Origin of the sequence: Pseudoalteromonas sp. NZS100 (genome assembly GCF_015864815.1) — a bacterium.
GTDB lineage: Bacteria > Pseudomonadota > Gammaproteobacteria > Enterobacterales > Alteromonadaceae > Pseudoalteromonas > Pseudoalteromonas distincta.
The window spans coordinates 18,832-41,847 of sequence record NZ_JADYWM010000002.1 but is presented as its reverse complement, the minus strand read 5'-3'; the positions used below and the strand labels follow the sequence as shown (position 1 = coordinate 41,847).

Annotated in this window: 23 protein-coding genes; 2 read left to right on the top strand and 21 right to left on the bottom strand. The window is 42.4% G+C overall.

Going from position 1 to position 23,016, the window contains the following annotated elements:
• Nucleotides 1-5 precede the first annotated feature (5 nt).
• Complete coding sequence (locus I6E69_RS01975) at nt 6-533, top strand: YfiR family protein (RefSeq protein WP_080945067.1); 528 nt, start codon at nt 6-8, stop codon at nt 531-533.
• A gap of 4 nt (nt 534-537) precedes the next feature.
• On the top strand, nt 538-2,559 hold the full coding sequence (locus tag I6E69_RS01970; protein ID WP_197120509.1) for a bifunctional diguanylate cyclase/phosphodiesterase: 2,022 nt from the start codon (nt 538-540) through the stop codon (nt 2,557-2,559).
• A gap of 253 nt (nt 2,560-2,812) precedes the next feature.
• Here I6E69_RS01970 and I6E69_RS01965 read toward each other — a convergent pair whose 3' ends face one another.
• From I6E69_RS01965 to I6E69_RS01865, 21 genes are all read right to left on the bottom strand, one after another.
• Complete coding sequence (locus I6E69_RS01965) at nt 2,813-3,448, bottom strand: isoprenylcysteine carboxylmethyltransferase family protein (RefSeq protein ID WP_182671906.1); 636 nt, start codon at nt 3,446-3,448, stop codon at nt 2,813-2,815.
• 1,087 nt (nt 3,449-4,535) lie between these two features.
• Nucleotides 4,536-7,022, bottom strand: a complete 2,487-nt coding sequence (locus tag I6E69_RS01960) for a host specificity factor TipJ family phage tail protein (protein ID WP_197120508.1) — start codon at nt 7,020-7,022, stop codon at nt 4,536-4,538.
• Nucleotides 7,006-7,401: a hypothetical protein gene (locus I6E69_RS01955; RefSeq protein ID WP_145236496.1), complete on the bottom strand. Its 396-nt coding sequence runs from the start codon at nt 7,399-7,401 to the stop codon at nt 7,006-7,008. Before I6E69_RS01955 ends, I6E69_RS01960 begins: the two co-directional genes overlap by 17 nt.
• 4 nt (nt 7,402-7,405) lie before the next feature.
• A complete protein-coding gene (locus I6E69_RS01950) occupies nt 7,406-7,897 on the bottom strand; it encodes a DUF1833 family protein (RefSeq protein ID WP_197120507.1) in 492 nt (163 codons plus the stop codon).
• A 2-nt stretch (nt 7,898-7,899) separates the two neighbouring features.
• The gene (locus I6E69_RS01945; protein ID WP_197120506.1) at nt 7,900-8,745 is read right to left on the bottom strand and encodes a hypothetical protein; all 846 of its coding nucleotides are present in this window, start codon (nt 8,743-8,745) and stop codon (nt 7,900-7,902) included.
• Nucleotides 8,746-8,754: 9 nt separating this feature from the next.
• Entirely contained in the window at nt 8,755-10,686 is a 1,932-nt protein-coding gene (locus I6E69_RS01940; protein WP_197120505.1) for a hypothetical protein, read from the bottom strand.
• Between the two features lie 2 nt (nt 10,687-10,688).
• A complete protein-coding gene (locus I6E69_RS01935) occupies nt 10,689-11,156 on the bottom strand; it encodes a hypothetical protein (protein ID WP_197120504.1) in 468 nt (155 codons plus the stop codon).
• On the bottom strand, nt 11,156-13,927 hold the full coding sequence (locus I6E69_RS01930) for a tape measure protein (RefSeq protein WP_197120503.1): 2,772 nt from the start codon (nt 13,925-13,927) through the stop codon (nt 11,156-11,158). Before I6E69_RS01930 ends, I6E69_RS01935 begins: the two co-directional genes overlap by 1 nt.
• Nucleotides 13,914-14,078, bottom strand: coding sequence for a hypothetical protein (locus tag I6E69_RS01925; RefSeq protein WP_197120502.1), 165 nt, complete (start codon nt 14,076-14,078; stop codon nt 13,914-13,916). Before I6E69_RS01925 ends, I6E69_RS01930 begins: the two co-directional genes overlap by 14 nt.
• Nucleotides 14,079-14,251: 173 nt before the next feature.
• The gene (locus I6E69_RS01920) at nt 14,252-14,575 is read right to left on the bottom strand and encodes a hypothetical protein (RefSeq protein WP_197120501.1); all 324 of its coding nucleotides are present in this window, start codon (nt 14,573-14,575) and stop codon (nt 14,252-14,254) included.
• Nucleotides 14,576-14,610: 35 nt separating this feature from the next.
• Entirely contained in the window at nt 14,611-15,525 is a 915-nt protein-coding gene (locus I6E69_RS01915; protein ID WP_197120500.1) for a phage tail tube protein, read from the bottom strand.
• Nucleotides 15,518-15,664 (bottom strand): hypothetical protein, encoded by a 147-nt coding sequence (locus I6E69_RS01910; protein ID WP_197120499.1) that lies wholly within the window; start codon nt 15,662-15,664, stop codon nt 15,518-15,520. The genes I6E69_RS01915 and I6E69_RS01910 overlap by 8 nt, the downstream gene beginning before the upstream one ends.
• Before the next feature lie 6 nt (nt 15,665-15,670).
• Nucleotides 15,671-16,117: a hypothetical protein gene (locus tag I6E69_RS01905; RefSeq protein WP_182761563.1), complete on the bottom strand. Its 447-nt coding sequence runs from the start codon at nt 16,115-16,117 to the stop codon at nt 15,671-15,673.
• Nucleotides 16,110-16,616, bottom strand: a complete 507-nt coding sequence (locus I6E69_RS01900) for a hypothetical protein (protein WP_197120498.1) — start codon at nt 16,614-16,616, stop codon at nt 16,110-16,112. The genes I6E69_RS01905 and I6E69_RS01900 overlap by 8 nt, the downstream gene beginning before the upstream one ends.
• On the bottom strand, nt 16,616-16,993 hold the full coding sequence (locus tag I6E69_RS01895; protein WP_197120497.1) for a hypothetical protein: 378 nt from the start codon (nt 16,991-16,993) through the stop codon (nt 16,616-16,618). The genes I6E69_RS01900 and I6E69_RS01895 overlap by 1 nt, the downstream gene beginning before the upstream one ends.
• Nucleotides 16,994-17,059: 66 nt before the next feature.
• Nucleotides 17,060-19,327, bottom strand: a complete 2,268-nt coding sequence (locus tag I6E69_RS01890) for a hypothetical protein (RefSeq protein ID WP_197120496.1) — start codon at nt 19,325-19,327, stop codon at nt 17,060-17,062.
• 11 nt (nt 19,328-19,338) lie between these two features.
• Nucleotides 19,339-19,878, bottom strand: coding sequence for a hypothetical protein (locus I6E69_RS01885; protein ID WP_197120495.1), 540 nt, complete (start codon nt 19,876-19,878; stop codon nt 19,339-19,341).
• Between the two features lie 90 nt (nt 19,879-19,968).
• A complete protein-coding gene (locus tag I6E69_RS01880) occupies nt 19,969-20,274 on the bottom strand; it encodes a hypothetical protein (protein ID WP_197120494.1) in 306 nt (101 codons plus the stop codon).
• Between the two features lie 90 nt (nt 20,275-20,364).
• A complete protein-coding gene (locus tag I6E69_RS01875; protein WP_182761568.1) occupies nt 20,365-20,592 on the bottom strand; it encodes a hypothetical protein in 228 nt (75 codons plus the stop codon).
• A gap of 9 nt (nt 20,593-20,601) precedes the next feature.
• Nucleotides 20,602-21,438: a hypothetical protein gene (locus tag I6E69_RS01870; protein ID WP_197120493.1), complete on the bottom strand. Its 837-nt coding sequence runs from the start codon at nt 21,436-21,438 to the stop codon at nt 20,602-20,604.
• Complete coding sequence (locus I6E69_RS01865; protein WP_197120492.1) at nt 21,425-22,987, bottom strand: hypothetical protein; 1,563 nt, start codon at nt 22,985-22,987, stop codon at nt 21,425-21,427. The genes I6E69_RS01870 and I6E69_RS01865 overlap by 14 nt, the downstream gene beginning before the upstream one ends.
• Between the last annotated feature and the right edge of the window lie 29 nt (nt 22,988-23,016).

Here is a 23,016-nt window from a genome sequence, read left to right as displayed (position 1 = left end):
ATTAGATGATTAAATTAAGAAGTTTAATTCACAGTAGCTTAATAACGTTGACACTTTTTAGTGCCAGCGTTTGTGCTGTTGAAAAAGAATACATGCTAAAAGCAGGCTTCTTATATAACTTTGCACGTTTTGGACACTGGGATTATCATTTAGAATCTCTTAATGAATTTATTATTTGTAGCCCTGATAAATACTTTATTGATGCGGCTAACAACGCTTTAAAAAGTCGCACTATAAAAAACTTACCTCTATACAATAAATTAATCACTCTTGATGAAGTAACAACCTCGGCGTGTAACATGCTATTTATTACCTCTGATACATTTATCGAATGGCAAAACATAACACCTTTAGAGCTGAAAAACGTTATGCTCATTGGTGAAACAGACACATTTATTGAAAATGGCGGTCATATCAGGTTTTTTCTTTCCAGTGGTAAAATTCGCTTTGAAATTGCTCCAAAACAGCTTAAAGATGCAGGCATTACTATGAGCTCAAAAGTGCTACGCCTTGCCCGCGTTGTAGATAGGTAGTGCAATGAAAAAACTATTTGCATTAAATACGATGAGCAAAAAATTACTATTTATCTTAATGAGTGTTGCACTTGTATCAACCGCGACAGTAACCATTGTATTTAGTGCTTATGAAATCACTAGCGCTAAAGAGGAACAAATAGAAAGCTTGGGCTCTCTGTCAAAAATGCTTTCACCGAATATAACTACAGCGCTTATGTTTGATGATATTGATGCAGTGCAGGAGCTTATAAACCCAATACTTATACGCTCAGATGTTATTAGTATAATGGTAACAAGTATGACTGGTGAGCAACTTGTTATTGCGCAATCCGAAGATGAAGATATGGAGCAAAGTATTGAAGTAAGTACACCCCTTCAGCTCGATATGCATGATTACGGTATATTAAAAATACGCGCTAACAACAGCTACATTCAAGACAGAATTACTTTTTACTTTAAGTTTATAATGATTTTGATGGTATTCACCTTTGCCGTCAGCCTAATTTTATCTCTTTTATTAAGGCGTCGCTTTTTAAACCCTATTTTATATCTAGCTCAAACAGCAAATAAAATAACTACATCACACGATTATAGCTTACGCGCTAAACAGCTATCACAAGATGAAGTAGGACAATTAACCTCTTGTTTTAATGCGATGTTATACAACATTGAGCAAAGAGAAAATTCATTAGAAAACCAAGTTAGACTGCGTACTAATGAACTTGAAAATGCGAATATTCAGTTGCAACAATATGCCTACCAAGATGGATTAACCGACTTACCGAACAGGCGTTATTTTTACGAAAAACTACAAAGCTTAGTAAGTATTAAGGGAATGAAGTTCGCCCTTATATTCATAGATTTGGATGGCTTTAAAGAAGTAAATGACAGCCTAGGTCACGACTACGGTGATTTACTCTTACACCAAGTAGCAACAAGACTGCAAAGTTGTATAACGACTAAAGATACAGTCGCACGTTTGGGTGGTGACGAATTTACATTAATTTTAGAGGGTGTAAATAGCCCGGATGAAGCATCAAAAATTGCCGAAGCTGTAAAAAGTAGTTTAATGCAGAGCATTAAAATAAAAAAAGAAACAGTCTATGTTACTGCAAGCATAGGTTTAACGTTTTTCCCTGCTGATGGTTTAACAGTAGAAGAGCTCGTTAGACGCGCTGACCAAGCAATGTATTTATCTAAAAATAAAGGGCGGAATCGCTATGAATTTTTCTCTTATGCTATAGAAGAAAAAGCCACAGAAAAGCGTCGCCTGATAGAAGAGATACGCACTGCAATTGTAAAAAACCAATTTGAATTATATTACCAACCTATATTTTCAATTGACGGGAAATCAGTACCAAAAGCTGAAGCCCTAATTCGTTGGAATCACCCTGAACGAGGCCTAATAGGGCCAAATGAGTTTATACCTGTCGCTGAAAAAAACGGATTAATAAACGATATCGGCCAATGGGTAAAATCTCAAGCAATTCAAGATACCGTCCAATTCAATGTTTTAAGTGAAAAGACAATTCAAGTCAGTGTAAATACATCACCTCTTGAAATTGACCGTGCTGGTTGCTGGGTGGATGAATGGATTGTTGCAAGTAAAAAGTATCAACTACCTGCAAACACTATCTTAATTGAAGTCACTGAAAATACTTTAATGGATCCCGACTCGTCAATACAACGACAATTAAAACGCTTAAGCACTATTAATATAGATATTGCGATTGACGACTTTGGTGTTGGTTATTCTTCTTTGGCGTATTTACAACGCTTAGATATAGATATTTTAAAAATAGATCGCTCATTTATCAACGATATAGAATCAAACGATAATAGTATTGCTCTCGTGAAAGCTATTATCACTATGGCTCACAATCTAGACGTAATGGTGGTTGCTGAAGGAGTTGAGACACAAAAACAGTATGACCTATTAAAGCAGCTTGCTTGTGATTATATTCAAGGCTACATTTTTTCAAAGGCAATTACTAAACAAGAGTTTATGGAAAAGTATATAATACCAATCCGCAATAATACTTAATCATTTTGCGGGGCTAAACGGGTCGCTACCTGTGTTAAAAAAATCTCATTTAGAACAACTAAATAGCAATTTTTTTGCCTAGCTATCAACACGTTTTTCCATCCTCAAAATAGATCACTTAATTAAGCGAATTGGTATAAAACAAAAAGAAGTGATCTTATTTATGTCTATCGTGCTAGATTTTAGTAAGCCAACACAGAACACTTCTTTACTCTTGCCTTAAAAATCCATGTATTTAAAGCTCAATCCCAAGCTATAACCAGCGAGGGACTAGTTGTTTATACTCTTTATATTCTGTAGAAAAACGATGGGCTAAATGAGCCTCCTCAACTAATGTTTGTCTATATATAGCTGTAAAACCAATAACTAAACAGGTCAAACTAAATATACTAGGTAAGGCTAAAAAGAACCCCACCTGTGCAGCTACAACGCCTAAATACATCGGATTCCTAGAGTATTCATATAATCCTGATGTTTTAAGTTCATGTGGTCCCTTAGGATCAATGCCTGAACGCCAAAGTGCTGCCATATGAAAATGTACAAACATCGTTAAAATAAAGCCTGCGGTCAATAATACATCGCCAAATAATACGCCTGGCCAGCCATTGAGTATTGGGAATAGCCCAAGATAGCTATCTAACTCAGGTACAAATACTCTAATTACACATACAAACCAAATAGCAGCCCTGAAAAATTTAAAAACCATATGGTTCCACCAACTAGTACAAAATTTATCACCGGGATAAATAACGCCTGATGGTGTATTTCGATTTTTATAAATAATTCTAAATGTATAAAATCCGGCAACAAAAGTATAAAAAATAGCTAAGTAAACTCGGGTAAATTCAACTAGCGATGCAGAGTCATCTACAAATGTTTCATAAGGCATTTAAGTTACAGCTCACAATCATTATTGGTAGTAATTTTAAAACAACTAAGCCAATAGATTTAGTTATAAGATCATGAAATCATATTAGTATTCATTGCCCTCATAAACAAGCTAAGTCTGTGGTTAGTTAACGAGTTATAATGAACTAATCAAACTAATTTATAAATTCTGTTTGATACTTCACCTAAACAACTGCTTACACAAACCGAAAACGTAAATTCGGTAGTTCACAATTTTATTTTTATACCAATTCGCTTAATTAAGTGATCTATTTTTCCGCCCTACTCGATGGTGTTGGTATGAGTGTATATTAATTGCGCACATTTCACTTTTCTGCAGACGTAAAAAAGCCCGACTATTTCTAGTCGGGCTCTCTACAATTTGAAGCTTGGTAATGTCATAGTGCCCACAGCGGTGGAGAGCCACAGTGAAATGCTACACTATCTTTGTGTCGCGATATGAGTGTGTTAATTGCGCACATTTTACTTTTCTGCAGACGTAAAAAAGCCCGACTATTTCTAGTCGGGCTCTCTACAATTTGAAGCCTGGGATGTCGTAGTGCCCACAGCGGTGGAGAGCCACATAGCAAATGCTACACTCTCTTTGTGCCGCCATATGAGTGTGTTAATTGCGCACATTTCACTTTTCTGCAGACGTAAAAAAGCCCGACTATTTCTAGTCGGGCTTTCTACAATTTGAAGCCTGGGATGTCCTACTTTCACATAGCAAATGCTACACTATCGTTGGCCGGGGCTCGCCTTCGAGCTGTTTTGTTTCACTACTGAGTTCGGCATGCGCTCTTGGCTATTTACTAAATCCCAGACAGCAAAAAAACCGTCACATTGCTGTAACGGGTTTCTCTTATTTGAAGCCTGGTAATGTCGTAGTGCCCACAGCGGTGGAGAGCCACATAGCAAATGCTACACTCTCTTTGTTGATGCAAGCCGCGAAAATTCGCTATAGAAAATCGCGAAAACTGCGAAAACTAAACCTTGCGGTATTTTAAAGGATATTTGAGTATATGAAAGTAAAAGCAGCCGTTAAGCTGCTTTGTTTTTACCTGCTGGTTGGCTGAACATTTATTATGTTAAGTAGGCGCTAAACTATTATCGTCAAGATAAACTCTATCGTCGTACAGTTCTGCAGTAACATTAACCTTATCAACCGACGATGGTTTGATATCCCTTATCAGCACAGCATTACACCACTTGTTTGTAACACCGAACATATATAAAGGTGGTTCCATTGAACCATCAAACACTGGTGCAAAGTCTATGTCACTATCAATTATAACTTCATTGCTTGATGAACCGATAGTCGCAGTGTAAGGGCCAGATAAAGTACCGTCAGGCTTTCTTAGTGCTAAGATGTGTAATTGTCCGCTTTGCCACTTTAATATAGCGTCAACATAAACCGAGCGCCCTACTATATATTCAACCCGTCCTGTCTGTTCATATCCTGGTATGTCATCAGCTAATGCGCAGTAATCTAAATAACGCGAGTTTAATGCGTCCATCTCTGTTTTAAAGGTGAAGCTTGTACGACGATAGCGGCGAGCTCGGCGTTTACGCATGCCAAATTGATATGCTTTATCCCTACTAGTAATACCAAACGCTCTTACCTTCTCAGGGTTAACACCTAAGTCACCAGGGAGTAAACACAAGATTGTTTCTGACTTCCATGTAATTGGTGAGAAGTACTCAACTTCAACACCGTCATGTTCATCATCATCTATCAGCGTAATTGTGCGCTCTAAAAATCCGATATAGTTATCTGGCTGGTACATATGCTGGAATATAGTGCGCTGTTGATCACGCACCGGAATAATTCGGCCATAGTCGATTGTTGGCTCTGCAAAACCAACCGCCAGCACACGCTTTAATACTTCAAACATAGTGCTACCACTATCAAATACAGCGTTAAATTCATCACCGCGATTATGCCAAACGGGGTGTAATGTATTAATTTCCTCTAGACCAATCTTACTATCGCTATGGCCTGAGCTTTTAATAACGTGATTAAAGAATGGTGCAATGTCGGTAGTAGGCCTAGGCGCGCTCCATGCACCATTTTCATATACAGGCAAAATACGAGTACCAATTAAATTAAACTTATTCTCTGCAGAGCCAGCAAGTGCATTGGTACCACGAATTTTAACTGCAATTGTTGTCATACCTTCATAGCTAGTTGCGCTATCAAGCTCAGCTTTTAAAGACGTCCAGTAAATTTCATCTTTAATACGCGTATCATCGTTTGCAGCAGTAACACGCTTAATACGCACTTCAGGTCTAATTTTTGTGGGTAGCTCGATAGGTAAGGTTCTGCCCAGTTGGTCGTTAGTTGAATTACTATAAGTTTCCTCTACGAAAGCCCACTCTTGAGCGCCTTCGTCACGGTATTCAATTCTTATAGTTACGGAGCGACTTAGAAAATCACCTTCATCATCTAGCTCGCCCAATCCTTGAGGCAATGTAAAATCAACCCATAATTTCTGAGTTTTCTCACCCGCAGGGCACGCAAAAAAAGGGCCGTTAAATTGGCCATCACCGCCACCACCTTCAACTAATACATTAGCGTTTGAATTAAGCTCAGTGACAAACGAACTCCACGTAGGATCATCCTGATTTTGACCATCGACTTTATTAACTTCACTGCCTGATGTACTAGCATTAAGCAATTCAAAATACCCATCATTTTGACCACTTAACGAACCTTCTATTTTGAGTGTTTCACCAACAGTAAAAGGAGGTGTTGTTTTATATCTAATGGTGCCGACTTCAGGCTCAAAATCTTCTCGATGAACCACTAATTTATTACCTTCAAATGACCATATATATCGACCATTCAAACCACCAGTGTTTGTTACACGGCCTTTTAGTTCTATACCCGTACTTCCTGCTGTTGAGCCAACTTCGCTAGAGGTATAAACATTGCGATGGGCCTCATGCACAGTAACATCTTCACCTGGGGCAAAAATTTGATAATCAACATCATTAGGTTTACCTGTAACAGGTGTATTACCAATAAAAACTTCATCATCTAAAACTTCATACTCCCCCTTGCCAACGCATAACATAAGGTAAAGCCATTGCTCATTATTGATGTACTCACGCCGTGGCATAGTAAGGTAATCGGGAAAGATTAAATGTCGACCAGCTATTTCTGGAATAATCCCCATTAAACGAGGCTTATTACCTTGTGTATTAACATCATAAATACTGCTGCCATCAGGCACAGTCGAATTATAATTATCAGGTATTTGGTTAGTCGCATAGATGGCAACACCGATGGCGATAACTGCAATAACCGCATACGCAATTGTGGCAGGGTCTTTAGACTCAACAACAAATTTTATGTTGTCATTGTGCTTGAACGTGCACGTATCCCATTCACTAGGAAGTACATGTCTGTTATTTATATTTACACTAAATAGAGGCTGCTCTAGCTCTGCATATGCTGGCACGTTTGCCCTTAACCATGAGTTTACTGTTTGACCAACTAGACCAGTGCATGGCTCATACAAACTATCGTCAAGCTTGTTTGGGTAAATCTTAATTTCAACCTGTGTACTCATAAAATTTAACCTCAAAAAATAGCTTGTAGAAATCAGATACTTTTATAATAGATGGCCCTTTTTTGCGTGATGTATGCAGTATTTGTAGTTGGCCATCAGTAAATACACATAACCCCATATGTATTAAGTTTCCCCCTCTAAAACCACACGCAATAGCCTGCTCTTTAGCTGAGCAAGGTTTAAATTGATCAACTATTTGTCTATATGAGTTAGTGAGGTTGTTTTTATCATCAGGACTAACATGGCCAAACGACTTAAATAAAGGCTTTCCGTATACGTTGTGAAGCACAAAACGTGGCTGGCCCCAACAATCAAGCCCAGTCATATCTCGACCACCATCGACATACGGTACACTCAGGTAATCATTAATATGTTTCATAGGATTAACTAAAGTACTTTAAACCAGGTGCAACATCTGGTGTATAGCGATCTCTTGGCCATGCTCTGTTAACCAAGTCATTAAATGATGCAACTACATTCACCCGCATTGCCGTTGCTTGTACACTAACAGCGGTCATTTCTACGGGTGGCTCGGCAGGTTCTGTTAAGTCACTCGCCGTATAAACGCGGTAAATCACTTTGATTTTATCGCCAGCATCTTTAGCAGCATCAACTTTTTCCAGTGCTTCGCCCGATACATTATCAAGCTGAAACTGTAAATCTTGGCGACCTTTTACAGCGCGAGATGGGAGCGAAACCCCCATCCCGCTCGCCTCAAAAAGTACAATTTCGCCACCCTCAATGCCAGCATTAACATTATCAAACCCATTACAGAGTCTGATCACCCCAAACGAATCGGCTTGCAATTCCAGAGTATGGATCGGCAGGTCGTTCGTCGGGGCGCTTGCGTAAACGCGTTGGAGTACTTCACTCATAGTTATAAGCCGAAAAACCCTTTTGCATGCTCCCAATCACGAGCTATGTAATCTGTAATAGAAATGTCTGGACGATTAGTTAAATCGGCAATATTAATTCGCCCAAACTTCATCCCGTCATTCGCAAACTCATTAAACGCCTCACCATCACCAAGTACAAAATTTGAACCACCTTGGTTTGGTATGTCGTTATATGTTGAAGTTCTAGTGGCTACAAGTTGGTTGTCTAAATACATTCTGACAGTAGCAGTCTCTGAATCAACAACTTCAAAAGTGAAAGCAACTTGATGAATTCCCTCCGCTAAGGTATCAATAGCTGTTGATGGTACTGAAATGTTCGAACCATAAAAGATCCAGTCAAGCTTTAACAAAGATGCATTATCTGTAGACACATCAAACTGACCTGATAAACGCCCATAATTGTTACTTGTTGTACTATCATCCCCCAAAACTATCACATTGTTATTTGTGCTATTCGGATATCCTGTTTTTGGAACCGAAATCCAAAAACAATGAACTGCACGATCGACACTTCCGTCAACTGGCGGTTTAAAGTTAGCACTTGGTAAACTGACATAAGTAGACGCACTTAATGTCAAAACCCCCTCAGAAAAACCATTTGGTATTTCTAGAGGTATAGCACCATCAACTGCATCATTAGTTAAACCTTTAACTGCAGTACCACCAGGAATATTAATACCTGTATAATCCGCACCTGAAAATGTATCAGGATGACTAAAATCGACTAAACCGATTGTTGCACCACGGATGATTGCATAATCTTTTTCTAAGAACTCTAATTGGTTATTTGGATCAACTGCAACTGAGTTTGTTTTTACTGTAAGCATTTTAGCTCCTTAAATATATTTAAGTTCTATTAATCTTTGATAACATTGCTCAGCCAATATTTCATAGCCGGCGTTGTTAAAGTGGACACTATCAACACGTAACGAAGTAGGAACTTTCCCTGCTTCTACATCAATAAGATCTTGTTCTGTTGGTTCAAAACCAGCATCACTCAACCCATAACTACTTTCCACAGTTACACCATCTGCCGAATAAATAGGTTTAGATAAGTAATCTCTGATTTTTACAACCTTTCTACCCCACAGTCTCTCGAACTCAGCGTCCTCTTCAGGTGTTGAAGTCGGTTTAGGTATAACCAAAAATTTTTTATAAGCAGCTTTTAAATGGTCAATAATTAGCTGGACTTGAGACAAAACATCTTCAAGCACGTTACCATTCTGACCAATCCATATTATTGCAATGTCACCACGATGTTCTTCAGAAAAGAAGGTTCTATATGGGTACGGAGGTCTATTCATTGGTACTGCTTCACCTGCTGTTTCTCTAACGAAGAAATAGTCTCCTGGTGTTGTTCCTGTACCAGTAAAGTATATAGTTCCTTTAACACCATTTAGTTCGCCTGCAAAACCTTGAGCACCACCGCTACCCTGTCGCAATGGAGCGAAGGAATTACCAAGGAAAGTATCAAATTCTATTTGTATTTCTCCCGATGAAGGGATCTCTTTAATTGGTTCCGCATTCGCAATGCGAACGGGGAAAGGAATTGCACCAGTTCTAGCCGTTATAGTGTTTGAACTTTCACCGCCAACTCCAGCGTTGTGAACTGTTAACCCGCTTTTTGATGCCAAATAGGTAGGATAACGATTGCCACCGGTGCTGCCTGCACCTGCTGTCATAGAGTCTCCCCAACAGATTATGCCGGGGCCTGACGCCATTGGTGATGATTGTTCTGTTAGCGGATCTAAAAATACACTAGGCTTTTCTAGTTTTTCTACTTGTGACTTTATTTCATTGATTGAACTTTGCAAATTTCCTACATTGGGAAGAACAGCTGTACCATCATTTTTAATACCAAATAAGATGTGGCCTTTAGAATCCTCTAATGTATAGATATACCCAGAGCGAGGACTGTATCTGTCAGAAAACTTAGAGCCTTTGCTTAATACGAAACGTCCAAAAGCATCAAATCCACCAAGTACCTTTTCAGCTCCATCAACAAAAGAAATGATATAACCTGACTGTTCACCGCGTTCTCTTTTTAAGCTTTCAATAAGAGGCTTTAGCTCTAAACTATAAACAGAACCATCAGGCCTAACGCCAAATAAACATTTACCATCTGATGACTCTATTGCATAAGCAAAGCCTGAATGACTTGAATTAGTTGTGTCAAAATAATCATTTTTGAATTCATCTAGTGCATTAATAGTAAGCTCGTGAGATAAAGAGTCGTCTTCAAGTGAAACGAGCCTTAATCCGTGGTTTTCAGTTTGATCAGATAAGCTATTAATTACGTCATTTAACCCCTTATTTATAACGTTTCCTTGATTGTCTATACCAAGCAATAACTTCCCATTGTTATCAACAACTGCATATTGGTAGCCTGAATGGTTTGATGAGCTATGCACTAATAAAGCATCAACAAACGATTTTACGGCTTTTACAGGGTCGTAATCTGATGAGGTCCATGCACCATCCTTCCAGCCATAAAGTCCGTTGTTTAAAATGTTTGAATCATTCCAGACTTCTGCAAGCTCACCATTTGCGGGTTCACCTGAGGAATTTAAAGCTGAAATCGTTTCAAACGTTAAACGCCCACTTATCATCGATTGCAATGAGACGAACCGATCAGCAATAGCTTTTGAGATTGAATCTTTGTTATTACCATTTACTAAAACAACTTGATTTTCATCACCTGAAAGAATTGCACTTAGCTGCTCTAGTAAAGTCTCAAGCTCTGTTATTAAACTAAAAAAGGATGCCATGTCTAAATCTCCTGATAAGTACTTAAGGCGTTTTCAACACCATTAACAAATTGTTCTAGCGTTTGTGGTGCTAAGGTGCTGTTAACCGCCTCTTCCTCACTCGCTGCTTTATATTCTTTAACCTCAACCTGTGCTTGGTATTGCCATACCAGGGCACTGATTGGTTTAAAATTCTCTAGTGGGTCTTTAAAAAATCGCACCTGGTGCTTAACAACACCTTTAGGCGTTAAAATATCCATCAAAAACCAGCCTGTTAGCTGTACGCCATGGTCAACAAAGCCTTCAAATGCTACGGCTTCGTCTTTTCTAAAGCGCCATGTGGCTTCCATAAATGTCGGTACGCTTAAAAACCTGCGGCGCTGGCGGGCACGGCCGCTGCCCATTTCTGTTCGTAATATGTTTGACTGTCGCTTGTAAGACACTTCTTTTAAACGAGGTAAAGGCAGCGACAACGGGTAATTAACCATCATTAAGTTCCTGTACGCTGTAAGCCAAATGTTGTGCTAAGCACACCTGCCGCATCACCGCCTTGACGTATATCGGCCACAAAGGCTTTAATAACAAACTCACTGTCGTTGGTGCGTTCTTGTGCTACTTGGCCGCTGCGGCTGGCATCTTCAATTAGTTGCACAGTGACATTCACAACCGTGTTGCCGCCTGTGCCCTGTGCCTGTTTAGCTGCAGGTAATTGGCTGGGGTTGAACACACGACCACCATTGCCGCCCGCAATGTAGTTTTTACCGCCTAACTCAAGCAGCTCAGGCGTATTGCGCTCACCAATTTCAATGAGCTTATTGCCATTGGTATAACCACCGTATTGGTAACCTGGCGGTTTTTGTGAAGCTATAGATTTAACCTGTAAAAGCCCCATACCAGTAATAACACCTGCGGCAATTGGCCCAGCAATAGGGCCCAATTCAAGCGCTGCAGCTGCAGCTGTATAGGTACTCATTAACGCTTTAGCAATGTTCAATGTTTGTTGAACTTTAAAGGCTTTTTTACTGTGTTTTGCGGCTTGCCCAGCTAAGTTCTCACCAATATCTAAACCAATCGCCACACGGTCATTACCGCTGGCACGGTCTAAATCAACAAATTGCTGTACTACTTGGCCATAATTGCCCGCATACCTAAGCTGTACTTGGCGTTTGCGGTCTTCATGGGCAGCTTCTTCAGCTTCTAAACGACTATGAAAGCCCTGTAATTCAGCTATTTCAGTTTCGTAGCGGTCGCGGCGGGTTTGGTCTTCAAGTTGGCGTAATTCATTTTGGCGCTGTGCATCGCGCGCAGCTTTATCTGTTGCTAACTTATCAAGTGCGGCATCGCGTTGTTGGCGTAGTTGTAGCTCGATTTCAGCATAACGGGTGCTGTCTTTACCTTGCTCATCAAGTGCGGTGCGTGCAATATCAATGCGGCGTGTGTATGAACGACGAATACGGTCTTCTTCAGTCAGTAAATCAGTTTCAAGCTGACTAAAGTCTTTTTCTGTATCTGCTTGCTTGTTTTTTTGGTCGATTAACTTAGCAATATTCTGCAATTCCTGCTGCTGAGCAGGAAGCAGCTTGGCGTATTTGCCGCTGGCAATTTCATAGTTAACTTTTTCAAGCTCAGTGTTTTTACCTAACAATGCCAGGCGTTGTTGGTAAGACGCGTTGGCCTTTTGAAATGCAGAAAGATCATTCGGGTTCTGACCTTTTTCAGGCGCTTTGCCTGCAGGCTTGCCTACTACCGATTGCAGCGCAACAATTTCATTTTTTAAATCAGTAACTCGCTGCTCTGCTACTTGTACGTCATCGAACTTGCCCTTTAAAAACGGGTTATTAAACCGCTGACGGGCTTCATCTGCTAATTGAATCGCTCCCTGTAAGCGCCCCTGTGCAAGCAACAATAAGCCTTCTGCTTGTTTGCCTGTTAGGTTTGCATACGGGTTTAAATCTTTACTGGCTTCTTTTAGTTTGTTAACTGAATCAGTAGCGTCATCAGAGCTGCTTGCAAATTCATAAATGCCCCATGCCGCCAACATGATCAAACCAGCTGGCCCACCAAGTAAACTCATGGTGCCACCGAGTGCACGCATCGCAACATTAGAACCACGAACAGCCGCAGCATGAGCAACCGTAGCCGCAGTTAACCGCGCTTTCGCGGGTGCTAAAATGTTACTCGCACCCGTTAAATTAACAGTTGTTTGCACACTGCGTAAGTTAGCCTGTGCCGCTGCAACCTCTGCTGCCGTCAACCTAACGGTTTCTTGTGCAAGACGTGCTTTAGCAATGGTGTTTTTTGCAAACCCAGCAGCGCTAACAGTGAGGCTCGTTGCTAAACGCCCACCCAATACAATGGCAAGAGCTGTGACGGCAGTGGTAATATCCTCAACCAATTCTTGATTAGTAGTCAGTTCATTTAACACACCCGTTACCGCATCAATCGCCGGCACTAGCGCAAAACTCACAGGTTGTTCAACACGATTAATTAACTGCTCATAAGCGGTTTCTGTGCGGTTAAGTGCCGCAGGTATTGTTGTAGCAATACGCTCAGCAGCCCCTTCATAATCTGTGAATGCCTTGATCAAGGTTTCTTTAAAGAATTGGCTGCTAATCTTCCCGTCGACAACCATTTGCCTAAAACCACCAGACACTAAACCAGCTGCTTTATCTAGGCTTTGTAATAAACCTGGTAAAGGCTCTGTTACTTGGTTAAGTTCTTCAGCGTGTAAAGTGCCAGCTGTAAAGCCCTGCGCCATACCAAATAAACTTTGTGATAATTGTGCTGTTGTTGCACCTAACTGTTTAGACACATTGCTCATTCCCTCAAGCAGTTGCTTGCTTTCAGTATCTGTAACAATACCTGAACGTCTAAGCGCGAGTAATTTGGTGTAACTATCGGCCATGGCTGAGTACACTTGGCTGTGCTTATTACTTGTTGCTATCAAGTAATTTTGCACTTGGGCGTATTCTTGGCTTGATGATGTAAGCCCTTGTAAACGGGCATTGAGTAATTGAATTTGGCCAATATTTTGCACTTGTTGCTTGGCAAAATTAAGCGCCATAAAGCCACCAACGGCCGTAGCTAAACCGCTATAGCTTTGCGCTACGCTGTTATTACTGGTGGCTAACGCACGATTTTGCGCAACTTGCTGCTGCGCTTGTTGCTGTAACGAGCGTATATCGTTTGCATTGGTACGCGTACCCTGGCTGATTGCTCGGCCATCGTACAGTACTTTTAAACTCAAATTATATCGGCTCATGTTGCTCTCGTGCTGCGTTTATAGCTTCAACTTCTAATACCTGAAACTTTGCAAACGTATCAGGCGTAATATCTAACCCAGCTAGCTTCCATGCCACGGCGGCATTGCTGTAACTAATGCCGTTTCCGTCTCCTTGCCATTGTGTTGACACCGTTAAAAACGCCGTAAGGGCCAGCGCATTGCACCTAAACACATTAAATTGTTTGTCTAGGTCGAGCGCTTTAACTTGGTCAATTACATGCTTTGGTGCGTTTTGCTGAGTTAATACATCTATTAAATGGGTTGTGTCTGGGTGTTCATCGGCTACCCAATAGCGTGCAGCCTCTAGTAGTTTTTTCTTCCGGCCACTGCAACCGCAACAAAATAAGCGTCAATTACAGCAGTGCGCCACCAACTAATTTTTAAACACGCAGCCAAGTTCTCCTCATTAAATGGCAATGGCTTATCGTCTTCGCCTACAAAGTCATCACCCCAGCCCACCAAAATCTTTTTAATAAAGTCATGGTCGCCGCCATTAGCCAGCTGCTCATTACTGTCATCATCAAGCAGCTTAAACTTGCCTGTAAACTCATGAGTATCACTGTCAAAAATAAATTTAACCGGCTGCTTAACTTCAAGGTTCTGCATAGTTACGATTGAAAAAGCCATTGTTTTCTCCTGGTGTTTAAATTGATTTAAAAAAGTTAATCGAGTAGCAAGCTAAACTCGTCATTGCCGGCGCTTGGTAAAATAGCCAGTGCCATCTCAATCTCTGCTTTCTTATTGCGCTCAACATATTTAGGTTGTTTTACTTGCACTTTAGGGCAGCTAATTGTCACGCGGTGGCCACCTGCAGGGCCGTGCTTAATTTGTAAGTTGCCTGTTTGCGAGCTAAGAGCACGGCTAAAAAAGTCGATATCAGCAATGTTAGGTGCGGCAATATTTACAGAGCCCGACATAGCACGGTCTAAAAATTCAATTTTTTCCGTAGTAAGCGTTGGATCAAACTCCACTTCGTTACCGCTATCAATACTCAGTTTTGACGGCACAACCTCAAAGCCATGCAATAAAAAGTCAGTAGTACGCCCAGCGCCGAGCGGTATTGGCTTAGGCCATGCGCTAAAATCAGCAGCCGGTAATGCGTTATCACTGGGTGGCACGTAAAGCCCTTTAAAGTCGAACGACAAATAAGGAATGCCTTTTTCAAGCTCAATGGTATAGCTGCCTTGGGCACCTAACAGCGTGTGCTTGTTACGGCCAAGCTGAAAGTGCATGGCCACCGATTCAACCGAGTCAGACACAGGCGTATATTCAACACTGGTATCAGCCACAATCACTTCAGCCATACCACATGCGCGCATTAGTGGCCCCCACGCTGGCGCTAAGCCCAACGTGCCCGAGCCAACAAGCTCAACCTTAAAACTGATCCCCGCATACTCGTTGGTAAACATGGTTTCTTCAGCGCCCAAATACGGCGTATTTAACCCGCGCTCAACCTCTTCGCCTTCTAAAGGGCGTAATTCAATGTCTTTGGTTAGCATCGCATTTAGTACCGCTGGCAACGTGCCATAGGTCGCTTCTATTGCGGCTAAAAGACTGGTTTGGCTCCACTTAGTCATTGTCTTTCCCCTTTGCTTTTGCGGGTTTAGTAACTGGTTTTTTAACCGTGGCAACCGGCTGTGTACGCGCAACTAGGGTTAACTCACCTTTTGCGTCTTTGGTATAGCTGCCGCCGTGGCTGGGTGTTTTACTCATCATGTTCTCCTAACTACTCACGTTCACGGTTAAATGCATTCGTGCCTGGTGGCATAACACGCCACAAAACATCACCGGTGTTTGGTCATCTAAAATAAGGCCGGTGTCGTCGCCATCGTCTAAATCGTCAACCAAATCACTCAACAGCGGATCAACAGCAAAGGCGTCATCTAATGCGTCAATGGCATCTTCAAAGGCCACTTGGCTGCTGTCTTCATCAACAAAGCTTTGTAAAAACACCACATCAAACGTATAGGTTTTAGTGGTTCGGGTAGCGTACGGATTTTGGCGCTTGCGGCGCTTTAACCGTATATAACCGCCGGCAATGCCCTCACCTTGGCCATACATCTCTTTTAGCGTGTTCATGTTTTTACTAAAACGCTCTTTAGGGTAAAACGTGCCAATATTTGCACCGTTTAACACCGCTACAATGGCCGCTCTAAGTTGATCAAGCATTACCGCCTCCCAATGTATTCAGCAGCGTTTTCATTGCTTGGTTAAAACGCTCTTGAATATAAGGTTCACTGGCCTCTAAGCCTTCTTTAAACATAAATTGCCCCTCAGTACCGCGTGACTTAATTTTGAGTGCTATTAACGTGGCTACCTTTTCAGCTTCTAAGCCTTCAAGGTTCAGCACTGCCTCTACCCAGTTCACTAGCGGCTCAATCGGCGGCATGTGTGGCTTAGTGCCAAGCTCTACCGCTTCAGCGTAAAGTTTACTGGTACCCACATAACCAATTTGCACAGTGGGGTTAATTATCACCTCACTGTTAATACTTGCCGCTAAGTGGCCACCTTCACCGGCTCCCGTAGGTGTTCGGCTTACAATTTGGTACTGCGCATACGCCACAGCTTCATTCATCGCGCTCGACAACTCATTTTGTACAATCGCCGGTGAGTGTTGCCAAAGCTCAGTTAAGGCATCAAAGCCCTTTGCTGTAATTCGTACCGTCATCAGCGCAACCGTTGGCGCTTAGGTAACGCAACCGGCTTACCATACGCAGAGCTTTTATTGTCATTGATCACTACCGCGTTGTACTGGCTGCGGTAGCCGTTTGCGATGCGTCTGTAACTATCGGCTTTGCTACCGTGGTCAACGCTATCGCTGGAAATCGTGCTGTTATCATTGTTAGCAAAATAGGTCGCTAACTTATCAATACAACTTGCTGCAGCCAGCTTTAAACAGGCATCAACATGTTCAATTGCAATATCTAAATTACCCGTGTCTTTTTGGTACTTAGCAAGCATATCGGCATACGCGTTATTGATTTCGTCAGCGCTTAAAATGCCTTGCTGGTCTTGTACATAACTTGGCAATCGTGTTGCATACATAATAAAAACCCTTATAAAGCGCATCCGTGCGCAACGTGTCATCCCATCACCAGTTCACCAAGGAAATTAAATAACTATCGCTTTAGTCGCACCACGGTAGTCAGTACATTGGCCACCATAGATATGGCGGATCTTCATTGTGGTTTGGTCGTTCGTAAACACCGAGCCCACGTTTTGCATGTCTTGCGTAAAGATTTCAGGGTTTTCCATGCCATCTAAAAAGCCCATCTCAAAGTTAGCCAGCTCACCTGGGTCGGTCATTAAGCCCCAGTCGTTCGGATCAGTCGCACCAGGCACACGTAGCACTTCAAGGTTTAGTTGCTGAGCAAATGCTTTGTCGTTGTTGTCATTGCGTTGGAACAAGTTAAATGCGTCATCAACATTGCCCAGTGAGCACAGTAAAAATGCCGGTTCAATTTCAAGCAGCTCACCGGTATCAAGCTCTTGCTGATTCATAATTGCGCGCCAGTGCTTCATTAACTCATCTTGCGTTAGCGCAGCACTAAACAGGTTGTTGTGGTCAGCATGAAAAAGCGCTTTAGCATCCGGTGCATTGCGGTTGTTAATGTAAAAGTCCCACGCAAACTTACTGAGCGTTCGCGCAGCAGCACGGGCCAGCTTGTTAGGAATTTGCGTAATGATGTTGCGGTCATCATTTTTAATCATTTCCATGGTTATAGTGGCAAGGCCACCTTTTTTGCTCACCTTATACTTCGCATTCGTGTCAGTCGGTTTTGCAAGCTCTGGGTAAGCGCCACTTTCAAGTACGCCTTGTAAGTCGCCGTATCCGCCCCATTCAGTGACATTCTGATCTTTAAAGTCAGTTGCATTACTCACGCGGAAAATCTTGCGCCACAACTGGTACTTCTCAAGGCTGGTATACACCTCAACTACACGGCGGTTAATTACATCAGCCAACACATTAGGCAGGCTGTTGCTATCAAGCGCTTCAACCATACGAGTGCGGCTACAATCACTTAAACGCCCTGTGCAGTGCTTATCACCGGTTAGGTCAATGTAAGCTTCTTTTAGGCTCACAACGTCTTTATTAGCTGGGTCAAATAACGCATTCAGCATTTCAATGCCGCTTGGGTTATCTGAGTACTGCACGCCGTGCGGCATGTTCACCTTGCCTGACTCAGTAAACTGTTTTAAATACGTGGTTTCAGCATCAATTAAGCCTTTCACCATTTCAGTGGTTACGTCGTCTTTGCTTTGCACGCTTTCGGTTAAGCGTGTTTTGGCGGCGTCTGGCAAAGTCGATTGGTTAATTAACGCCACCGCGCTTTGCTTTGCTTCAACTAAACGTTGGCTTGCAACAATCACTTTATTCACATCAGCAAGCGTTAAGCCTTCACCGTTACTAGGCTCTGGCGCACCGTGTTTTGCCAGCGCTTCGGTTAATTGCACAATAGCGGTTTCATCATCGTCAGCTGTCACAGATGCAGCTAACGCGGGGTTCGATTTTTTAAGCGCTTCGATTAGGCGCAACAATTGTTCATTCATGACATTGCCTTGATTATGAGCTTCTTTAAATGACACGATCCGACCACCTGCACCAGGTACCATGATCAAATCGACGGAATTAACTTTGAGGAATTGCTTAGCCGTGCGGTTAGCCCCTTTGCCAGTGGCTTTACCATCTACATCAATGCTTAAGCCAAACAGCTCTTGCATGTTGTTATCAACGGCTTCGCGTAGCTTGGTGGCATAACCTGAGCTTTCTAGCACGGTTAAATCGGCTTGCAGAGCACCTTGCTTACCTGCGCCAATTCCTTCAACAAACTGGGCATTAGCAAACTGGCCAATCAGGTTGTTAAAGTGTTGAGCGCCGCCTTTTATATGGTCATCGTCAGACTTAACCATACACTTGGCACCGTTAAACAAAGGGGCCGCTTCACGCAGAACGTGGGCTGGGTAGTTCACACCATTTAAGCTTTTACCTACTTCAATAAGCGTCACTAAAAACTTACTTGGCTTAATATTACTGGCTTCAATAAAACGGCTTTCGTCAAACCAAGCTTCGGTCAGCTTTACAACACCTGCTGGTTTAAACTCTTTAACTACTTCAACCGGTGCATCAAACGTAACCTGGTTAGCTTCGTTCACTGTGTAAGCGTAAGCCCAGTAGCGGCCATCTTTATTAACCACCACTTGTTCAGGGTAAAAAGCGGTAATATCTACCCAGCTATCACGATGCGAACTATTAGGGACGATCACTTTTACAAGCTCACGGCGCACTAAGTCCATCACATCACGGTAATCTGATGTTTTAGCTTCAACAAACGCACGGTTGCCTAAAAAGCCAGTACCTGCAGGTAAAAAGGTCAACATAATTTAGCCCCTTACTTAGCCGCTTTATCTGCAGCAGGTTTAGCGGGCGCTTTATCTGCAACAGCTTTGGCATCCTTTTCAGCTTTATCAAGCAGCGCTTTAGCATCAGCGTGGGCTTTAGCAATAATATCCTTTGCCTGCTGCTCTGCGTCTTTCGCTTTGTTTGCAGCGTCCAGCTCAGCAGTAGCAAGTAACGCTTTGGCTTTATCAGCAGCTGCGGCTTCTTGCTCCAGCAAGTTTTTACCAGCGTCGCTCGCACCATCACTAACCAGTAAAGCTTCGGCAAGGTCGGCAGCAGCAAGTACACCTTCCACACGTTGGCCGGCTTTGGTAAGTGCTTTTACAACACCGCTATCGCGCTCAACTTTAAAATCAAACACTTCTTCAGGTTGAACTTTGCGGATTTGCTTTTTAATAATCGGTTGACCACGTTCATCCGTTTTAGGCTTATTGTCGTCGCCAATCTCTTTAACGTCTTCAACAATGTCGAGCACTTTTGTTGCTATTTCTAGTAACGCATGGCCCTTGGTCAGTAATGCAAAAAAACTCATTATGTCGCCCTCAATGGTTGTTAGTTTGGCTAATGAGTTTTTAATGTAAGGGAATTTGGGGAGGGGCTAAATTAAAGGGTTTTAGGAAAATTAGGCGAGTTCATTACCCCAGTTCATGGGCGTAACACCGCTTTGTTTTATTAATAAAGCAAGGTCATTATTTGTATCGGGTATCAAAATTGGTTGGTAATCATCAAACAATTCATCGTCTTCATTTCTGTATGGGTTGTCGAGCTTTTCAATTATTTTTACATGGTAGTTAATCGGTTCATCTTCATAGCTTGGCTCTTTCCATAAATACAGCAAATCACTGTGTTCGTTAATTAGCGCAAGTAATGCAGTGGCCGAATCTTTATTATCTAAAGCTTGCTGCCAAACGTTCTGTAATCGTTCCATTTAAACGTGTCCTTATGATGGCTTAATTTTAAAATAGTAAAAGTCCCTTTAAAATAATACCCAGCTTGCCATCATAATTACACTTGTTTTTTACTTACTCAGTTCATCCCAATCGATAGGTGGCACAGTTCGCTTTACATGAGCACGGTAACAATACACTGCAATAAATGGCCACCATAAAATAAAAAGTGTGCCCACCTTAAAAAAGGCCGGTACACTTTTTTTACTCTTGGCATTGGTAGAGGCCGCTTCTAACCACGACGCTAACGCAAAGCCAAACCCTACAAAAAAATACGCATACAAAAATAATAAAGCCATCTTTCTCTCCTAAGTTTTAACAGTCAGTTTCGGGTCAACTTTCCAATGTGCCATTGCCGGCACTGTAAAGCAGCTACAGTTCACGGTTTCTTTAGCAGGTGCTTTGGGGTCGTGTGGGTGCATCATTTTAATACCGCCTACCGTAAATGGTTTGCTTGCAGCAACACGGGTATTGCGCACAGCCAAGTGATTAGCGCGGTGTTCTTTGCGTTTACCCATACGCCATTCTTTTTCCATGCCTGGTACTGCATCGCCAATTTCGGTCATACGCATTTGCCCTGCAACATTGTATAAACGGCTAAGCTCGGTGTTGACAATGGTTTTAGCCCGCCACATCTTTTTGTCACCTAAGCTTTCTGTAATGGCTTTTTTTGCGGTGTTGGCATCTTGCGCGCCCATCATCACCAGCCCCAGCTGCGAGCGTATAAAGTCAGCTTTACCACTGAGCACGTTTTTAATCCGATCAACCATAAAGCTGTCAATGGCCACAAGCTGGCGGTGCTGTAAAAGTTGCGTCATGGCGTTAACCGTTACACCACCGGCTTTAAGTGGCACATCAATTAAGTTAATCCCCGCCACCCATGTAGTTTTTGAAAACGCCGTAATTTGCGCGGCGCTGCGCTCACCCAGTTCTTGCATTACCTGGTTAATTTGCCCTTGCAATTTACCGTAATGCCACTGCTGCCAATCGGTTGGTTGCCCTTGCAATATAGTTTGGGTGTTTTCTTCAGCCAGCTCTAATAAGCGCAATAACGAATCCCACAGCCCTTGCTTGTTTTTAAGCAACTCCTTGAGCTGTGCGGTACGGGCTTTATTAAACGCTGCTGTGCGCTCACTCGGTGTCATCAGTTAGCTCGTTATCGGCTGTTGTTTCATTAGCGGCTTCATCAGCACTATCATCGTCAGCGCCATCAAACGCATTAAAGGTATCGGCTTTTGCCTGGTCTTTTGCTTTTTGCGCTATTTCAGTTTTTACGTTCTCAAGCTCAGTGGCGGGGTCTATCTCAACACCAAGGCGATCAGCAATTGATGCAATCACACTTAAGCCCGTTTCTTCAGTAATAATGCCCTGTGTAATCGCAAGGTTTACAGCTACCACTACTTGCTGTAACGCCGCAGCATAGCGGCTAATATCTTTAGCGGTCATTTCTGGCATCACCACTTTTGACTTAAACACATCGGCTTCAATCGTGCGGTCAGGCTCTTGTCCTAGTGTTGCTTTGTAATACTGGCGAATAACAAAGGTCGCTATTTCATGCAGCATATAAATAATGTAGCGCTGGCGCATGGCAAGTATTTTAAAGGTTGGCTCGGCCATGGCTTCACCGTTGGCGCGGTTAACGTCGCCACCATCCGCAAACCAACTCGGCGGCATGGTTGCACCACCTAGCATGTGGTTTCTAAATAACTTTGCCAGGGCTTCGGTATCGCCAGTACCAAGCGAGGGGCTTTCGGCCTTCCACTCTTCGCTGTCGTTATGCACATTTACAGAGCCTGGGCGCGGTGGGTTACTTTCAATCTCGGTTGCACGTTCCTGAACTTTGTTTTTATCAGCGCCTTTAAGCGTTACGTCCCACACAAATGCCCGGGAGTTTTCGGCTCTATCGCCTTCGCCAAAAATAAAATCGTCATACAAATCTAAAAAGTCGCACTGCGCGGTTAAATCGGAGTTGCCCCGTCCGTGGGCGCAAAAGCTATTAATCGCAAAGTAAAAAATATCGCCATCAGCAAAGCCTTCACGTAGGCGCTGGGTTTGCTTGGTAAATACCGATTCACTGCCATTGATGATCACTTTATAAAAGTAATGGCGGCCATTGCTCATGCGTTTAGTTTTAACGCCTACTGGTTGCTCTGGGTTACGCGGGTCGTAAATCACTTCTTCAACATGGGCGGGGTCTAAATAACTCAGTTGCACTTCACCACTCAAGGGGTTTACAAACGCAGGGTAAAACTGCTCACCAAATATCGCCAGCTCTCTCACTTTCTTTTCAAGCTTAATGGCCATGTTATTAATCGGGTGAGTCCAAAACGCATCAATTACCGCTTGGTAGTCTTCATCGTCATTGGTAATTTTAACGCCCTCGGCCAGCAAATAAGCTAATGGCAATTCAATAATACGGTTGGCAATCATATTACTTTGCCAAAGGTACGGGGCTATTTTATTCATACGCACCCGTGTAGGACCACTTAAGTTACGGTTAGAATCTGCCGACAACTTAGAATACAAGTGATCGTCTGCGTCAATACTGCCCGCCATTGCCCCAGCGGCTTCTTTAAACGTGGTGGTATTTTCATTTGCTGAATTTTTTGTGGCAATTGTTTCAGTCACAATTGCTGCAATTTTTGCCGCAAATTCTGCCTCTTGCTTTGCCTTGCGTTTTTTAGAACCAAACATAGCTTTTCAACCCTTTTGTAAATCTTTTA

Coding starts and splice junctions, on each gene's coding strand:
- I6E69_RS01905 (WP_182761563.1), bottom strand. CDS start 16,117: ATGCTTGATCAACTTAGAGCGGCCATTGTAGCGGTGTTAAACGGTGCA.
- I6E69_RS01870 (WP_197120493.1), bottom strand. CDS start 21,438: ATGACACCGAGTGAGCGCACAGCAGCGTTTAATAAAGCCCGTACCGCA.
- I6E69_RS01865 (WP_197120492.1), bottom strand. CDS start 22,987: ATGTTTGGTTCTAAAAAACGCAAGGCAAAGCAAGAGGCAGAATTTGCG.
- I6E69_RS01915 (WP_197120500.1), bottom strand. CDS start 15,525: ATGACTAAGTGGAGCCAAACCAGTCTTTTAGCCGCAATAGAAGCGACC.
- I6E69_RS01875 (WP_182761568.1), bottom strand. CDS start 20,592: ATGGCTTTATTATTTTTGTATGCGTATTTTTTTGTAGGGTTTGGCTTT.
- I6E69_RS01910 (WP_197120499.1), bottom strand. CDS start 15,664: ATGATGAGTAAAACACCCAGCCACGGCGGCAGCTATACCAAAGACGCA.
- I6E69_RS01935 (WP_197120504.1), bottom strand. CDS start 11,156: ATGATGGTTAATTACCCGTTGTCGCTGCCTTTACCTCGTTTAAAAGAA.
- I6E69_RS01900 (WP_197120498.1), bottom strand. CDS start 16,616: ATGACGGTACGAATTACAGCAAAGGGCTTTGATGCCTTAACTGAGCTT.
- I6E69_RS01895 (WP_197120497.1), bottom strand. CDS start 16,993: ATGTATGCAACACGATTGCCAAGTTATGTACAAGACCAGCAAGGCATT.
- I6E69_RS01975 (WP_080945067.1), top strand. CDS start 6: ATGATTAAATTAAGAAGTTTAATTCACAGTAGCTTAATAACGTTGACA.
- I6E69_RS01970 (WP_197120509.1), top strand. CDS start 538: ATGAAAAAACTATTTGCATTAAATACGATGAGCAAAAAATTACTATTT.
- I6E69_RS01945 (WP_197120506.1), bottom strand. CDS start 8,745: ATGCTTACAGTAAAAACAAACTCAGTTGCAGTTGATCCAAATAACCAA.
- I6E69_RS01960 (WP_197120508.1), bottom strand. CDS start 7,022: ATGAGTACACAGGTTGAAATTAAGATTTACCCAAACAAGCTTGACGAT.
- I6E69_RS01930 (WP_197120503.1), bottom strand. CDS start 13,927: ATGAGCCGATATAATTTGAGTTTAAAAGTACTGTACGATGGCCGAGCA.
- I6E69_RS01890 (WP_197120496.1), bottom strand. CDS start 19,327: ATGTTGACCTTTTTACCTGCAGGTACTGGCTTTTTAGGCAACCGTGCG.
- I6E69_RS01965 (WP_182671906.1), bottom strand. CDS start 3,448: ATGCCTTATGAAACATTTGTAGATGACTCTGCATCGCTAGTTGAATTT.
- I6E69_RS01880 (WP_197120494.1), bottom strand. CDS start 20,274: ATGGAACGATTACAGAACGTTTGGCAGCAAGCTTTAGATAATAAAGAT.
- I6E69_RS01920 (WP_197120501.1), bottom strand. CDS start 14,575: ATGGCTTTTTCAATCGTAACTATGCAGAACCTTGAAGTTAAGCAGCCG.
- I6E69_RS01955 (WP_145236496.1), bottom strand. CDS start 7,401: ATGAAACATATTAATGATTACCTGAGTGTACCGTATGTCGATGGTGGT.
- I6E69_RS01950 (WP_197120507.1), bottom strand. CDS start 7,897: ATGAGTGAAGTACTCCAACGCGTTTACGCAAGCGCCCCGACGAACGAC.
- I6E69_RS01940 (WP_197120505.1), bottom strand. CDS start 10,686: ATGGCATCCTTTTTTAGTTTAATAACAGAGCTTGAGACTTTACTAGAG.
- I6E69_RS01885 (WP_197120495.1), bottom strand. CDS start 19,878: ATGAGTTTTTTTGCATTACTGACCAAGGGCCATGCGTTACTAGAAATA.